General features: G+C 74.7%; 11 protein-coding genes. 2 read left to right on the forward strand and 9 right to left on the reverse strand.

The features are described 5' to 3' along the window. The first annotated feature begins 89 nt into the window (after positions 1 to 89). The gene (locus D459_RS33625; protein WP_017593547.1) at positions 90 to 1,577 is read left to right on the forward strand and encodes a carboxylesterase/lipase family protein; all 1,488 of its coding nucleotides are present in this window, start codon (positions 90 to 92) and stop codon (positions 1,575 to 1,577) included. Between the two features lie 1,185 nt (positions 1,578 to 2,762). Here the strand turns inward: D459_RS33625 and D459_RS0113530 are convergent. From D459_RS0113530 to D459_RS0113540, 3 genes are all read right to left on the reverse strand, one after another. Continuing rightward, a complete protein-coding gene (locus tag D459_RS0113530) occupies positions 2,763 to 3,260 on the reverse strand; it encodes an inorganic diphosphatase (RefSeq protein WP_017593548.1) in 498 nt (165 codons plus the stop codon). Between the two features lie 49 nt (positions 3,261 to 3,309). Next, complete coding sequence (locus tag D459_RS0113535) at positions 3,310 to 5,049, reverse strand: pyruvate dehydrogenase (protein WP_017593549.1); 1,740 nt, start codon at positions 5,047 to 5,049, stop codon at positions 3,310 to 3,312. A gap of 180 nt (positions 5,050 to 5,229) precedes the next feature. Then, entirely contained in the window at positions 5,230 to 7,008 is a 1,779-nt protein-coding gene (locus tag D459_RS0113540; protein ID WP_017593550.1) for a gamma-glutamyltransferase family protein, read from the reverse strand. 268 nt (positions 7,009 to 7,276) lie between these two features. On the opposite strand from D459_RS0113540, the gene D459_RS0113545 reads away from it, so the two are divergent. Further along, positions 7,277 to 8,494 carry a cytochrome P450 gene (locus D459_RS0113545; protein ID WP_017593551.1) on the forward strand — a complete coding sequence of 406 codons (1,218 nt, stop codon included), beginning with the start codon at positions 7,277 to 7,279 and terminating at the stop codon, positions 8,492 to 8,494. Positions 8,495 to 8,615: 121 nt separating this feature from the next. Here the strand turns inward: D459_RS0113545 and D459_RS0113550 are convergent, their stop codons facing one another. From D459_RS0113550 to D459_RS35425, 6 genes are all read right to left on the reverse strand, one after another. Beyond that, positions 8,616 to 9,845: a cytochrome P450 gene (locus D459_RS0113550; RefSeq protein WP_017593552.1), complete on the reverse strand. Its 1,230-nt coding sequence runs from the start codon at positions 9,843 to 9,845 to the stop codon at positions 8,616 to 8,618. Continuing rightward, positions 9,842 to 10,441, reverse strand: coding sequence for a GTP-binding protein (locus D459_RS0113555; protein ID WP_017593553.1), 600 nt, complete (start codon positions 10,439 to 10,441; stop codon positions 9,842 to 9,844). The genes D459_RS0113550 and D459_RS0113555 overlap by 4 nt, the downstream gene beginning before the upstream one ends. Continuing rightward, a complete protein-coding gene (locus tag D459_RS0113560; RefSeq protein WP_017593554.1) occupies positions 10,422 to 10,778 on the reverse strand; it encodes a DUF742 domain-containing protein in 357 nt (118 codons plus the stop codon). The genes D459_RS0113555 and D459_RS0113560 overlap by 20 nt, the downstream gene beginning before the upstream one ends. After that, positions 10,775 to 11,185, reverse strand: a complete 411-nt coding sequence (locus D459_RS0113565) for a roadblock/LC7 domain-containing protein (RefSeq protein WP_020380169.1) — start codon at positions 11,183 to 11,185, stop codon at positions 10,775 to 10,777. Before D459_RS0113565 ends, D459_RS0113560 begins: the two co-directional genes overlap by 4 nt. Before the next feature lie 70 nt (positions 11,186 to 11,255). Beyond that, positions 11,256 to 12,821 (reverse strand): sensor histidine kinase, encoded by a 1,566-nt coding sequence (locus D459_RS0113570; protein ID WP_020380170.1) that lies wholly within the window; start codon positions 12,819 to 12,821, stop codon positions 11,256 to 11,258. A 1,437-nt stretch (positions 12,822 to 14,258) separates the two neighbouring features. Further along, complete coding sequence (locus tag D459_RS35425) at positions 14,259 to 14,855, reverse strand: hypothetical protein (RefSeq protein ID WP_152522967.1); 597 nt, start codon at positions 14,853 to 14,855, stop codon at positions 14,259 to 14,261. Positions 14,856 to 14,879 lie beyond the last annotated feature (24 nt).

The raw sequence follows: 14,879 nt of genomic DNA on the forward strand, positions 1-14,879 counted from the left end.
CAGCGGGGGGCCGACCGCCCTATTGACACCGGTTCCGCGGCTCCGTAGGACGGGGAGGACCGGTAGCCGGGGACGAAGAGGGAGCGGCCATGCAGCCCGTGGTGGACACCGATGCCGGGCCCGTGCGCGGCTCCCTGCGGGACGGGGTGGCCGCCTTCAAGGGCGTGCCCTATGCCGCGCCCCCTGTGGGAGCGCTCCGCTTCCGGCCGCCCCGGCACCCCGCCCCCTGGGACGAGCCCCGGGACGCCACCCGCCCCGGCCCCACCGCCCCGGTACCCCCGCCGGAGCCCGGCCCCCGCATCCTCCCCGACCACCGGGTCCCCGGCGACGACTGCCTCAACCTCAACGTGTGGACGCCCGACCCCGGCCCGGCCGGGCTCCCGGTCCTGGTCTGGCTGCACGGCGGCGGCTTCGCCACCGGATCCGGCTCGCACCCGCTCTACGACGGCTCCGCCCTGGCCCGCTCCGGCGCCGTGCTGGTCACCGCCAACTACCGGCTCGGCGCCGAGGGCTTCGCCCTGCTCGACGGGGGCACCGCCAACCTCGGCCTGCTCGACCAGATCCACGCCCTGGAATGGGTCCGGGACAACATCGCCCGGTTCGGCGGCAACCCGCACCGGGTGACCGTCTTCGGGCAGTCCGCGGGGGCGATGAGCGTGATCACCCTGCTCTCGCTGCCGCGAGCCCGGGGCCTGTTCGTCCGGGCCGTCGCCCAGTCCGGGGCCGGGCACCACGTGCACCCGGTGGAGGACGCCCGCGCCGTCGCCGCGGAGCTGGCCCGCCGCGCCGGCGCGGCCGCGCCCACCCCCGAGGCGCTCGCCGAGGCCGCCCCGGACCGGGTGCTGGCCGCGCAGTCCTCCATCAGCGCCGAGTTCGCGGCCGGCGCCGACCCGGCGGTCTGGGGCGAGCGGCTGGCCGTGCCCGGGACGCTGCCGTTCGCCCCCGTGGTCGACGGCGGTCTGGTCACCCGGCGCCCCATCGACGGGCTGCGCGCGGGCGAGGGGGCCGGCGCCGACCTCATGGTCGGGACCACCGCCGAGGAGTTCCGGGTCCTGCCGGTGCCCGGCGGCGGGAACGGCGCGACCTCCGACCGGCACGTCGCCGCGGGCGCGGCCGGGTTCGGGCTGGACGCCAAGGCGGCCGCGGTGTACGCGGCGGAGCACGGCGGCCGGGCCGGGGACGCGCTGACCGCGCTCTACGGCGACGCGGTCTTCCGGATCCCGGCCTACCGGGTGCTGGAGGCGCGGGCCAGGGTGGGCGTCCGGGTGTTCGCCTACGAGTTCGGCTGGCGCTCCCCGGTCGCCGGCGGGCGGCTGGGCGCCTGCCACGCGGTGGAGGTGCCGTTCCTCTTCGGCACCCTGGACACCGCCCCCGCCCTGGTCGGCGAGGACCCGCCGGAGGAGCTGGGCGAGCGGCTCCGCTCGGCCTGGCTCCGCTTCGCCCGCACCGGCGAACCGGGCTGGGAGCCGTGGAACCAGGAGCGCCGCCCGGTCTGGCGGTTCGACTCCCCGGAGTCCGCCCTGGTGGAGGACCCCGGCGCGGAGACCCGCCGGCTCTGGGAGGGCCGCCGCCTCTGACCGGCTCCCCGCCCCGCCCCCGGTGATCCGATGACCTTGACGTCGCGGCCCCGCCAGAGCGCTTGTCGTCAAGTGGTCGTTGCAACGAGGAGAACGAGGAAAAAGAGCAAAACGAGGAAAACGAGGAACTCGGGGAGGGGCGAAGAACGGGAGGTGCCCCACGGGGTGAGGGTTCAAGCGGGCGGCGACGGCGGCGGTGGGGGACCGGCTGGTCGGTCGGGTGCGGCGTCTCGCGGAGTGCAGGTTCAAGCGGGCGGCGACGGCTGGGAGGGGGACCGGCTGGTCGGTCGGGCGCGGCAGAGCGGGTGGGGCCGGCCGGGGCGGCGGGTTCGCCGTTCCCGCGTCGCCCGGGCGCCGGGGCCGACCGCCTCTGAAACCGCCGCACCTCTCTGACCTGAGTGAATACGCAGGGTGATGGCGGGCTGGGGCGCCCTGCACACCGCGAGAGCACCCCGGTGATTCCTGGGCGCGCATCCCGGCCCTGATGGGCCCTCCAAGAGCCCGAACGGGGCTGATCGGGTCGGTGATCGGGGGTTCGAGCCGCCCGCAAGGCCGGAAGGCAGGCGACCGGAGCCCGGGAAGAGCAGGAGTGGGGGCGAGATGTCGCTTTTGTTCTCCCGGGAGGCCTCACTTGGCCACTCTGTGTAATCGACAGGGGATAGTCGGGGCTCTGGGGGCTTACTACTCGCTGGTAGATGGCATCGGGGTGCCGCGGAGGTGCGCAGGGCGCGCCCGCCCCTCCTGCTCTCGCCGCCGGTTCGAGCCCTGGCTCCGTGGGGTGCCGTACCCGGGTGAGGCCTGCGCCCCGTCCCCGCCGCTGCCGTCGCCGCCGGCTTGAACCTTCGCTCCGTGGGGCGCCGCACCCGGGCGACTCCCGATGCCCCCGCCCCTCCTGTCCCCGCCCCTCCTGTCCCCGCCCCTCCTGCTCTCGCCGCCGGTTCGAGCCCTGGCACCGTGGGGTGCCGTACCCGGGTGAGGCCTGCGCCCCGTCCCCGCCGCTGCCGTCGCCGCCCGCTTGAACCTGCACTCCGTGGGGCGCCGCGCCTGACCGACCAGCCGGTCCCTTCCTGCCCTCTGGTGTGCGGTGTTGCAGCGGTGTCGCAGTGGTGCCGCAACGGAAACCGGAGAGCGCCCGCTCTGACAGGACCGCAGCGTCGAGGTCATCGGGGGCGGGGCCGGTCCGGGTCAGGAGCGGTGGGCGGCTCCGGCGGAGGCGCGGCGGCGGGCGTCCTCGATGGCCTCCAGGGCCGCCGCGCGGTCCTGCCAGCCGCGGACCTCCGAGCTCTTCCCGGGCTCCAGCCGCTTGTAGATCTCGAAGAAGTGGTTGATCTCCTGGCGCTGGAACTCCGGCAGGTCGCGCAGGTCACGGATGTGCTCCACGCGCGGGTCGCCGGCCGGCATGCACAGCACCTTGGCGTCCGGGCCCTTCTCGTCGCGCATCCAGAACACCGCCACCGGGCGGACCCGGACCACGCAGCCGGGGAAGGACGGCTGCTCCAGCGCGACCATGGCGTCCAGCGGGTCGCCGTCCTCGGCCATCGTGCCGGGGAAGAACCCGTAGTCGGCCGGGTACTGCGTCGAGGTGAACAGGGTGCGGTCGAGCCGGATCCGCCCGGTCCGGTGGTCCATCTCGTACTTGTTCCGCGACCCCTGCGGGATCTCCACCACCATGTCGAGGTTCATGGGGCCACGCTGCCCTGTCGCACCCCGCCGGGACAAGGGGGCGGGCCCGTCAGGGCCGGGGGATGTTGCGCAGGTTGGACCGGGCCAGCTCGATCATGGAGCCCACGCCGCCCTCCAGCACGCTCCGGCCGGCCGACAGCGCGAACCCCTTGACCTGGTCGGCCTTGATCCGCGCCGGGATGGACAGCGCGTTGGAGTCGGTGACCAGCTCGACCAGGGCGGGCCCGTCCGCGGCGAGCGCGTCGGCGAGCGCGCCGCGCACCGCCCCCGGGTCCTCCACCCGCACCGCGGGCAGCCCCACCGCGCGGGCCACCGCCGCGTAGTCCACCGGCGGGTGGTCGGTGCCGAAGGCGGGCAGCCCGTCCACCATCATCTCCAGCTTGACCATGCCGAGCGAGGAGTTGTTGAAGACCACGACGGTCACCGGCAGGTCGTTCTGGCGCACCGTGATCAGCTCGCCGAGCAGCATGCTCAGCCCGCCGTCGCCGGAGAGCGAGATCACCCGGCGGCCGCCGCCGGCGAACGCCGCGCCGATCGCGTGCGGCAGCGCGTTGGCCATGCTGCCGTGGGTGAACGAGCCGATGATGCGGCGCCGCCCGTTCGGCGTCAGGTACCGCGCCGCCCACACGTTGTTCATCCCGGTGTCCACGGTGAACACCGCGTCCTCGGGGGCCTCCTCGTCCAGCAGCCGGGCCGCGTACTCCGGGTGGATCGGCCGGTGGTGCTCGATGTCGTGGGTGTAGGCCTCCACCACCCGGGACAGCGCGCGCTCGTGCCGGCGCAGCATGTCGAAGAGGAAGTCCTCCGGGTGCGGCCGGTCCAGCAGCGGCAGCACCGCCTCCAGGGTGGCGCCGACGTCGCCGTGCACCGCCAGTTCCAGCGGGGTGCGCCGGCCCAGCCGGCGGGCCTCCCGGTCCACCTGCACGGTCGACCTGCCCGGCAGGAACTCGTCGTAGGGGAAGTCGCAGCCGAGCATCAGCACCAGGTCGGCCTGGTGCAGCGCGTCGTGGCAGGCCCCGTAGCCGAGCAGCCCGATCATGCCCACGTCGAACGGGTTGCCGTACTGGATCCACTCCTTGCCGCGCAGGCTGTGGCCGACCGGGGCGTTCAGCGCGTCGGCCAGCGACAGCACCTGGTCCCGGGCCCCGCGCACGCCCGCGCCGCAGAACAGCGCGACCTTCTCCGCCCCGTTGAGCAGCCGGGCCAGGTCGTGCACTGCCGCCGGGTCGGGGTGGACGGTGGCCGGGCCGACGCACGGCACGGCGTGCCCGGTCGGTTCCTCCGCCGAGGCGGCCGCCACGTCGCCCGGGAGCACCAGCACCGACACCCCGGGCCCGCCCAGCGCGTGCTGCACCGCGATCCGGGCCAGCCGCGGCATCCGGGCGGCCTGCCCGATCTCCGCGGTGAAGTCCGCGGCCTCGGCGAACAGCGCCTCCGGGCGGGTCTCCTGGAAGTACCCGGTGCCGAGCTGCCGGGAGGGGATCTGCGAGGCCAGCGCCAGGACCGGGGCGCCGCTTCGCCGCGCGTCGTAGAGCCCCTGCACCAGGTGGGTGTTGCCCGGCCCGCAGGAGCCCGCGCACACCGCGAGCCCCCCGGTGAGCTGGGCCTCGGCCGCCGCGGCGAACGCCCCGGCCTCCTCGTTGCGGACGTACACCCACTCCAGGTCGCCGCTGCGCCGCACGGCGTCGACCACCGGGTTGAGGCTGTCGCCCACCACCCCGTAGATCCGCCGCGCCCCGGCCTCGCGGAGCACCTGAACCAGCTGGTCTGCGATCCGTTCCCGCGCCATGGCGCCACGTTAGGAGCGGCGGCCCGGCTCGGGGGAGCCGGACCGCCGCGCCCCGCCGAGGTTTTCCCGCGGCTTTGCCTCGGCGCCCCGCCCTCTCCTCCCGATGATCTTGACGTTGCGGGGTATCAGGGCGCTCTGTCACCCCCGCAACGTCAAGATCAACGCCTGCGGGAAGGGCGGTCAGCGGCCGACCGCGTACCCCTGCATGCCGCGCGGGTTGGCGCCGGCCCGCAGCACCCCGGTCTCCGGGTCGCGGGCCACCGCGGAGAGCCGGCCCAGCGACCACGGGTCGGAGACCACCACCCGGTGCCCGCGCCGGCGCAGCTCGGCGATGGCCCGCTCGCCGATCCGCTCCTCCACGACCAGCTCGCCGGGGGAGATCTCGCGCGGGAAGAACGACCCGACCAGCGCGTTGGTGTGGAACATCGGCGCGTCGATCGCCCGCTGCAGGTCCATCCCGCCGTGCACCAGGCGGAGGAAGAAGGTGAGCGACCACTGGTCCTGCTGGTCGCCGCCGGGGGTGCCGAGCGCCATCACGCCCTCCCCGCCCCGGGTGACCAGGGTGGGGGTGAGCGTGGTGCGCGGCCGCTTGCCCGGGGCGACCACCCCCGGCGAGCGCGGGTCCAGCCAGAACATCTGCCCGCGGGTGCCCAGCGGGAAGCCGAGCTCGGGGATCACCGGCGAGCTGGCCAGCCAGCCGCCGCTGGGGGTCGCCGCGACCATGTTGCCCGCGGCGTCCACCACGTCCAGGTGGCAGGTGTCGCCGCGCTGCGTCCCGGTGCGGTCCACGGTCGGCTCGCCGCCGGTCCGGTCGGCGCCGGGCGAGGTGCCGGCCTCGGCGGCCTCGGGGATGAACGGGGCACGGCCGCCCGGGGCGCCGGGGCGCAGCTCCAGCGAGGCCTCGGCGCCGACCAGCGCGGCGCGCTCGGCGGCGTAGCCGGGCGAGAGCAGGGCCTCCAGCGGCACGTCGGCGAAGCGCGGGTCGGCGTAGTGCGCGTCCCGGTCGGCGAAGGCCAGCTTCGCCGCCTCGGTCACCAGGTGCGCGAAGTCCGCGGAGAGCACGTCGGCGTCGCCGGTGCCCAGCGCCTCGGCCAGCCGCAGCTGCTGCAGGAAGACCGGCCCCTGCCCCCACGGCCCGGTCTTGTGCACGGTCAGCCCGGCGTAGTCGGCCCGCACCGTCTCCTCGTACCCGGCGGACCAGCCGGCCAGGTCGTCGGCGGTGAGCAGGGCCCGCTGCGGCTCGCCGGTGCCGGAGGGGACCGGGCGGGAGCAGAACGCGGCGATCGCCTCGGCGACGAACCCCTCGCGCCACACCCGGCGCGCCGCGTCGATGACCGCCTCCCGGCCGCCGCCGGCCGCCTCGGCCTCCTCGACCAGCCGCCGGTAGGTGCCGGCCAGCGCCGGGTTGCGGTGCATGCTCCCGGCCTCCGGCACCCGGCCGCCGGGCAGCCAGAGCGCGGCGGAGGAGGGCCACGGCCCGGTGAAGACCTCCCGCACCTCGGCGACCTTGGCGGCGATCTGCGGCAGCACCGGGTAGCCGCCGCCGGCGTAGCCGATCGCCGGCTCCAGCAGGTCGCGCAGCGGCAGCGTGCCGTGGTCGCGGGCGAGCAGCAGCCAGGCGTCGAAGGCGCCGGGGACCGTGGCCGGCAGCACCCCGCTGCCGGGGATCCGGTCCATCCCGGCGAACGCCTCCGGGGAGGCGGCGGCCGGCGCCGGGCCCTGGCCGCACAGCACCACCGGCTCCCCGCCCGCGGGTTTGAGGATGATCGGCACCTCGCCGCCGGGGCCGTTCAGGTGCGGCTCCACCACCTGGAGGGTGAAGCCCATCGCCACCGCGGCGTCGAACGCGTTGCCGCCGCGCTCCAGTACGCCCATGCCCACGGCACTGGCGATCCAGTGCGTGGAGGCGGCCATCCCGAAGGTGCCGCGCAGTTCGGGTCTGGTGCTGAACTCGGCCATCTGGACGGGGGTCCCTTCCGCTCGGGGGACGGCGGGGGCGCCCCCGCCGTGTGCCGTGCACAACATACGCCCGGTGCCGGCGGGGCCCCAGGGCTTCCGGTGGCGGCCGGGATCGGCGGGTCGGCCGTCCGGAAACCGGTCTGGAACCCCCGGATCGGACGGCCCGGAACCCGCATGCCAGGGCCTCCGCAGGCGGGGACGTCCGGCCTCTTCCTTGCCGGGGGCCCAGTCGTTAGCGTTGCGAATTGTCAGCGATTGAAGGAGTTCGATGGCAACCGTCCGAAACGTCCCGGACATCCTCTCCCCCGAGTTCGCGGCGGACCCCTACTCCGCCTACCGGATCATGCTGGAGGAGGCCCCGCTCTTCTGGCACGAGGCCACCCGGAGCCACATCGTCTCCAGGTACGAAGACGTCGCCCGCGCCTTCAAGGACCCCGTCTTCACCACGGAGAACTACGTCTGGCAGCTGGAGCCGGTGCACGGGCGCACCATCCTGCAGATGAGCGGGCGCGAGCACGCGGTGCGCCGGGCCCTGGTCGCCCCCGCCTTCCGCGGCAAGGAGCTGGAGGAGAAGTTCCTGCCGGTGATCGAGCGGAACGCGCGCGAGCTCATCGACGGGTTCCGCGACAAGGGCTCGGCCGACCTGGTGCACGACTTCGCCCGGCACTTCCCGATCAACGTCATCGTGGACATGCTCGGCCTGGACAGGGCCGACCAGGGCCGGTTCCAGACCTGGTACACCGCGATCATCGCCTTCCTGGGCAACCTCTCCCAGGACCCGGAGGTCGCCGAGGCCGGACTGCGCACCCGGGAGGAACTGGCCGCCTACATGCTGCCGATCATCCGGGAGCGCCGCGCCGCCCCCGGCGACGACCTGCTCTCCGCGCTGTGCACGGCGGAGGTCGACGGCACCGCGATGAGCGACGAGGACATCAAGGCCTTCTGCAGCCTGCTGCTCGCCGCCGGCGGGGAGACCACCGACAAGGCCATCGCGAGCATCTTCAAGAACCTGCTGGAGCACCCCGAGCAGCTGGAGGCGGTCCGCGCCGACCGGAGCCTCATCCCGCAGGCCTTCGCCGAGACGCTGCGGTACAGCCCGCCGGTGCACATGATCATGCGCCAGCCCTCGGAGGACGTCGAGCTCAGCACCGGCACCGTGCCCGCCGGGTCCACGCTGACCTGCCTGATCGGGGCGGCCAACCGGGACCCGCGCCGGTTCTCCGACCCGGACTCCTTCAACGTCCTGCGCGAGGACCTGCCGACCCGCACCGCGTTCTCCGCCGCCGCCGACCACCTGTCGTTCGCGCTGGGCCGGCACTTCTGCGTGGGCGCGCTGCTGGCCAAGGCCGAGGTCGAGATCGGCGTGGACCGGCTCCTGGACGCCATGCCGGAGGTGCGGATCGCCGACGGCGCGGCCCCGGCCGAGCAGGGCGTGTTCACCCGCGGCCCGGAGTCGCTCCCGGTCCGGTTCACCCCGGCGGACTGAGGTCCCCACTCCCCGTTGATCTTGGACTTATCGACCGGTCCCGGTCTGCAGGCCTGTGCCGGTGAGCGGTCCCGGACCGGTCGATAAGTCCAAGATCAACGGGGGTAGGGATCGGTCCGGCTCAGACGCCGGAGACGTAGGCCGGGGTGAACGCCACCGGCAGCGCCTCCAGGCCCCGCATCCACAGCGACGGGCGCCAGACCAGCGACTCGGCCGGCACCGACAGGGCCAGGTCCGGCAGCCGGTCCAGCAGCACCTCGATGGTGGCGCCGGCGATGATCTCGGCGACCTCCGGGGCGGGGAACGGGCAGCCGTGCTCGCCGTGCCCGAACGACATGTGGGCCCGGTTGCCCATCAGGTCCGAGTCGAGCGAGAGGCTGCCGTGCGGGTCGGCGTTGGCCGCGGCCAGCCCCAGCACCAGCATGTCGCCGGCGCGGATCCGCCGCCCGGCGAGCAGCGTGTCGCGCACCGCGAACCGGCCGATGAAGTTCTGCGTCGGGGTGTCGTGCCAGAGCACCTCGTTGAGCGCCTGGCCGACGCTGCCCCGGCCGCCGGTCAGCGTCATCGAGAACCGGTCGTCGGTGAGCATCAGCCGGATCGAGTTGCCGATCCAGTTGGCGGTGGGCTGCTGCGCCGCCGCGGTGACCACCAGCAGGTCCTGCACCACCTCCTCGTCGGCCAGCCCCGACGGGTGGGAGAGCAGGTGGGAGGGGACGTCGGAGCCGGGGTTGCGGTGCTTCTCGGCGACCAGCCGGCCCATCGACTCCTGCACCCGCATGTAGGCCGGGATCGCGTCCGGGCCCACGTCCAGCGAGATCGCCACGTCCCGGACCAGCTGCGGCGCCTCCGCCTCGGACATGCCGAACATCTTGGCCACCGCCAGCAGCGGGATCTGCTGGGCGAACTGGGCCATCAGCTCGGCCTCGCCGCTGCCGGCGAACCCGTCGACCAGCCGGTCGGCGATCCGCTCGCAGTGCAGCCGCAGGTCGAACTGGTCGACCGAGGAGAGCGCGTCGCCGATCGCCCCGGCGCGCCGCCGGTGCTCGTCGCCCTCGGTGAACATCACCGACGGGTTGTGCATCACGTAGGGCAGCAGCGGCCAGTCCTCGGGCACGTGCTCCCACTGGTTCCACCGCCGGGTGTCCCGGGCGAACAGCTCGTCGTCCCCGGTGACCTGGTGCACCTCCCGGTACCCGGTGACCAGCCAGGCCGGCAGGTCGCCGTCGAGCAGCACCGGGACCACCGGGCCGTGCAGCCGGCGCATCTCGGCGTAGAGCGCGGAGGGGTCCTGCTCGAACAGGGCCCCGTGGAACGGGACCCGCTCCTCGGCGGAGGGGGCGTCAGCGGTCACGATGCGGCCTCCCGGGCGGCGGTCAGCGTGTAGAGGTGGTCCACGAGCGAGATCAGGACCTCCTTGGCGGAGGGCCGCTCGCGGACGTCGCAGTCGACCACCGGGACGTCCGGGCCGAGCGAGAGCGCCTCGCGGACCTCGTCGTGGGTGTGCGCGGGCGCCTCGAACCGGTTGAGCGCCACGATGAACGGGACGCGGTTGTGCTCCAGCCGGTCGATGGCGTACCAGGAGTCCTCGATGCGCCGGGCGTCCACCAGCACCACCGCGCCGAGCGTCCCGGCGAACAACCGGTCCCACAGGAACCAGAACCGCTCCTGGCCGGGCGCACCGAACAGGTAGAGCACCAGCCGCTCGTCCAAGCTGATCCGGCCGAAGTCGAAGGCGACCGTGGTGGTGCTCTTGTCCTGCACCCCGCCGGTGCTGTCGATGCCGACGCCGGCCTGGGTCATCACCTCCTCGGTGCTCAGCGGCCGGATCTCGCTGACGGAGCGGACCATGGTCGTCTTGCCCACTCCGAAGCCGCCGACGATGACGATCTTGGCGCCGTCCGCCGCGGTGGCCGCCAGCGGTGTGCGCTCAGAGCTTGGCGAGTCCAACGAGCACCTTCTTCAGGAATTCGGAGTCGGGGGTGTGCACCGCGGCGCCGGCGGAGGACGGGTGCCGGGCGGAGACCCGGCCGGTGTCGAGCAGGTCGGTCAGCAGGATCCGCACCACGCTCACCGGCAGCTCCAGCTCGGCGGAGAGCTCCACCACCGACGTCGGGCGGTGGCAGATGCGCAGGATCCGCACGTGCTCGGACTGCATGCCGGGGACCGGGTCGGACTCGCTCACGAGCAGAGTGACCAGGTCCAGCCCCGCCTCGCCGGCGCGGCTGCGCCCGCCGGTGACGGTGTAGAGCCGGTCCGGGTCCTCGCCGTCGATGATCCGCCTCATGCCGTCGGGGCGGAGCTGCGCGGGGCGGCGGTCAGGAAGGCGCCGATCTGCTCGATCAGCCCCTCCATGTTGTGCCCGATCAGGCCCACGTCGGAGTCCTCCGCGGCGATCAGCGCCAGGTGCGCGCCCTCGCCCGCGTCCACGATGAACAGGATGCCGCCGTGGAACTCGGTCATCGAGTTGCGCACCCCGCCGGAGCCGTCGCCGAACTCCACCGACGCGCCGTGGGCGAGCGCCTGGACCCCGGCGGCGATCGCGGCCAGCTGGTCGGCCTGGTCGACGGCGAGGGCGGAGGTGTGGCAGAGCTTGAGGCCGTCCCGGGAGAGCACTAGCGCGTGCCGTGCGCCCGGGGTGTCGTCCACCAGGCCCTGGAGGAGCCATTCGAGGTTCGAATCAGTGGTGTCCATCGGGGTTCGGGGGCCGGGGCGGCCCCCCGCTCCAATCTGGTCGTCCGGTACGGCGGGGGGATCGGCGGGCTCAGTCGCCGGAGGGGTCGGTCCGCCCCTGGCGGAAGGCGCTGAACCGCTGCCCCATGCCGGGGCGGGGGCGGCCGGCCTCCGGCTCCCGGGCGGGCTGGGGCGCGGGAGCGGACCGGAGGGTGCCGCCGCGCGGCCGCTTCGGCAGCGGGCGGCGCAGGGGCGCCGGCTCGGCGGCCTCCGGCGCGGGCTCCGGGGGCGCCTGCGGCACGGCGGGCTTGGGCGCGGGCGGCTCCGCGGCGGGGGCCTGTGGCACCGGCCCCGTGGCGGCGGGCGCCGGAGGGGCCTGCGGGGTGGCGGGCTTCGCGTGCCTGGCGGCGGGCGGGGGAGCGGAGGCGGTCCGGGCGGCGGGCCGGTCCGCGAGCGCGGTGCCGGGCGTACCGCCGGGGGCGGTGCCGAGCGGCCGGGCGGTGGGCGCCGGCAGCGGGTCGACCTCGGCCGGGCCGATCAGGTGGTTGGGGATGCGCAGCACCACGCCGATCCCGCCGCGCGAGGACGGCCGGAAGTACACGTCCAGCCGGTGCTTGCGGGCCAGCCGGCCGACCACGGCCAGGCCCAGCCGGGTGCCGGGCAGCCGGGTCAGGTCGAACGGCTCGGTGCGCGACACCGCGCGCTCGGCGCGGGCCAGCGCCTGCGGCTTCATGCCCAGGCCGCTGTCCTCCACGGTGATCACCGCGCCGTTGTTCAGGTCCTCGACGTAGACGTGCACCTCTTCGGAGGGGGCGGAGAAGCGCGTCCCGTTGTCCATCAGCTCGGCGAGCGCGTGCATCACGTCCTCGGCGGCGTACCCGGCGATCGCCGAGCGGCTGGCGGAGTGCACCCGGATCCGCTTGTAGGAGCTGATCCGGCCCATCGCGCCGCGCAGGATGCTCTCCATCCGGATCGGCTTGGTCCAGCGCCGGCCGGTGCGCGCGCCGGTGAGCACCGCGATGCTGTCCGCGAGCCGGCCGATCTGCGCGGTGTTGTGGTCCACCTGCATCACGTCGCCGAGCATGTCCTCGGGGCAGGCGTTCTCGATCTCGCGCAGCTCGGCCAGGGTGAGGGTGGCCAGCGCCTGCACCCGGCCCGCCGCGTTCGCGCAGGCCGCGGTGGCCGCGGCGCGCTGCCGCTCGCCCTGGGAGATCTCCTGGACGAGGAGCCGGAGCAGCCGCCCGTGCGCCTCCTCGGCCGGCCGCGGGGCCTCGGCGAGCACCGTGTCGGCGGTCGCCCCCTCGCGGAGCCGGGCCACCGCGGCCGGAAGCACCTCGTCGGCGAGCGAGGCGAGCTCGGCGCGGGCGGCGTCCAGCCGGGATGCGGCCTCGTGCAGCCGCTCCCAGGCGCGGTGCGCCTCGTCCTCGGCGAGGAGCGCCTCGCCGGTGCGCCGGACCGCGATGTAGACGGCGGCGCCGAGCAGGGCGGTGGTCAGCCCGGCGGCCACCGCCACCGGCACCCGGCCGGCCTGGGGGAGGGCGAGCACCGCCCAGCTCCACAGTCCGCCGACGACGACCACCGCGGCCGCCGCGGCGAGAACCGCCCAGAGACCGGCCCACCGTCCGCCGCGTTCCGCCGCGGGTACTGCTTCCGACATAGATTCACGTTCCTAGCGTCCGGCTTTGGAGGCGTTGAAGGCACAGTGGAGCCCTGGAAGCGGGAGAACAGGCTGGCTCCGCGGCCGGGTGCGCCGCGAAGCGCACCCCGGCCCGCCGAAAACCGCAGGTCGATGAACGACCGCAGACCGGGACGGCGGCGGTCGGGCGCCACATGGCCCGTTCGTCACCGTTCGTGCGCACCTTACGGCATGCGCTCACGTTTCGTCATCTCCTGTGCGGCAGGGGTTTTCGGAACGCGAGCGGGGCGATCCCGGGACGAATACCACCCGACCCGGAGGAAGGGGGAACGGGATACCGGGGCATTTCCCGCCCCCTGGAAGAAAGAGGACGGATCCGAGGGGGCGGCGGGCGTCCGCCACCCCTTCAGGAGGCCGGGAAGAACAGTGGTTCCTCCCCATTCCCACCGTCCGTTCCTCGAGGCAGAGGAGGTGCCCCGGCCCACCCGCCCCCGCCGGGCCGCGGTGTCCGGCGTTCCGGCCCCCGAGGCTCTGCGGGGGGCCGCGGACCCGGTGTGATCTTCGCCGCACTGACGGTATGCGGCGGGCGGAGAGGGCGACGGCCCCATGGCCGGCCTCTCCGGTTCATTGCCGTTGATCGAATCTCAGCGTTCCTCTCGCCGACCCTCTTCCTGCTTCACCGACCGTCGCCGGCTCCGAAGAGCGAAGTCTCACGCGGTCTCCGCGAGGCGTTTCTCCTCTCCCGGCGACTTCCCGGCGAGGGCTCGCATGTCGCCAGGCCGACCGGCGAGCAGGCGGCGACGGCGGAGGTAGGGGCGGAACCGGGCGCTCCGGCCGGGCGCGGCGCCTCGCGGAGTGAAGGTTCAAGCGGGCGGCGACGGCGGGGAGGGGCACCGGCCGGTCGGTCGGGTGCGGCGCCCCACAGAGCGAAGGTTCAGACGGGCGGCGACGGCGCCGGTAGGGGCGGGGCGAGGGTGGTCGCCCGGGCGCGGCGCCCCACGGGGCGGAGGTTCAAGCAGGCGGCGACGGCGGGGAGGGGCACCGGCCGGTCGGTCGGGTGCGGCAGAGCAGGTGGGGTGGTCGGGGAGGGCAGGGGGCGGCGGGTTCGCCGCGCCCGCGTCGCCCGGGCGGCGTGGCCGGCCGCTCCGGAAACCACTGCCCCTCTCTGACCTGGGTAAATACGCAGGGTGATGGTTGGGTGGGGTGCCCTGCGCACCGCGAGAGCACTCCGGTGATTCCTGGGCGCGCATCCCGGGCCGGATCAGCCCCCGAGAGGCCCGGATGGCCCTGATCGGGCCGGTGATCGGGGGTTCGAGCCGCCCGGAAGGCCGGGAAGCAGGGGGCCGGAACCAGGGTAGGGGCGGCGCGGGGGGCGAGATGTCGCTTTTACTCCCCGGGAGGCCTCGCTTTGGCCACTCTGGGTAACCACCGAGGGGGTAATGGGGGCTTCGGGGCTTACTACTCGCTGGTAGATGTAATCGGGGTGCTCCCGCGGTGTGCAGGGCTCGCCCGCCCCCGCCGCGAACCCGGCATAGGGGATAAGGCCCCTGGCGGGCGCGGGCGGGCCGCCCCGCCGCCGGCGCCGCCCCGCCCATTCCCGCCTTCGCTGCCCGTCTTGGCCTTCGCTCTGCGGGGCGCCGCGCCGGACCGACCGGCCGGTCCCCCTGCCTGCCGTCGCTGCCTGCTTGAACCCCGGCCCCGTGGGGCGCCGCGCCCGGGTGAGGAGCCCGGCCCCGCCCATTCCTTTGCCGTCGCCGCCGGTTTGAGCCTTTGCTCCGTGGGGCGCCGCGCTGGACCGCCCGGCCGGGTCTGCGCCATCCAAGCGGGTGGGATGCGGCGCGCGGCGACGGTGGAGAGCACGTGGTCGAACGGCCCTTGCCCGGGAGCGCCGGCCGCGCCGGGGGCGGTCACTTGCCGGGGTCCTGGCCGTCGTCGTGGGGGATGTCTTCGTTGCCGTGCCTGTTCACCGGGGCCTCCTTCTGTCGACCGTTTTGAAGGTGACCCGTTGGTCGCGGTGGGGCCGGTTCTCAGAGAAAGAATGTTTCCATCCCGCATAAGGGGGATGGAGAGCACGGGCAG

It is taken from the genome of Nocardiopsis potens DSM 45234 (assembly GCF_000341105.1).
Lineage (GTDB): Bacteria > Actinomycetota > Actinomycetes > Streptosporangiales > Streptosporangiaceae > Nocardiopsis_A > Nocardiopsis_A potens.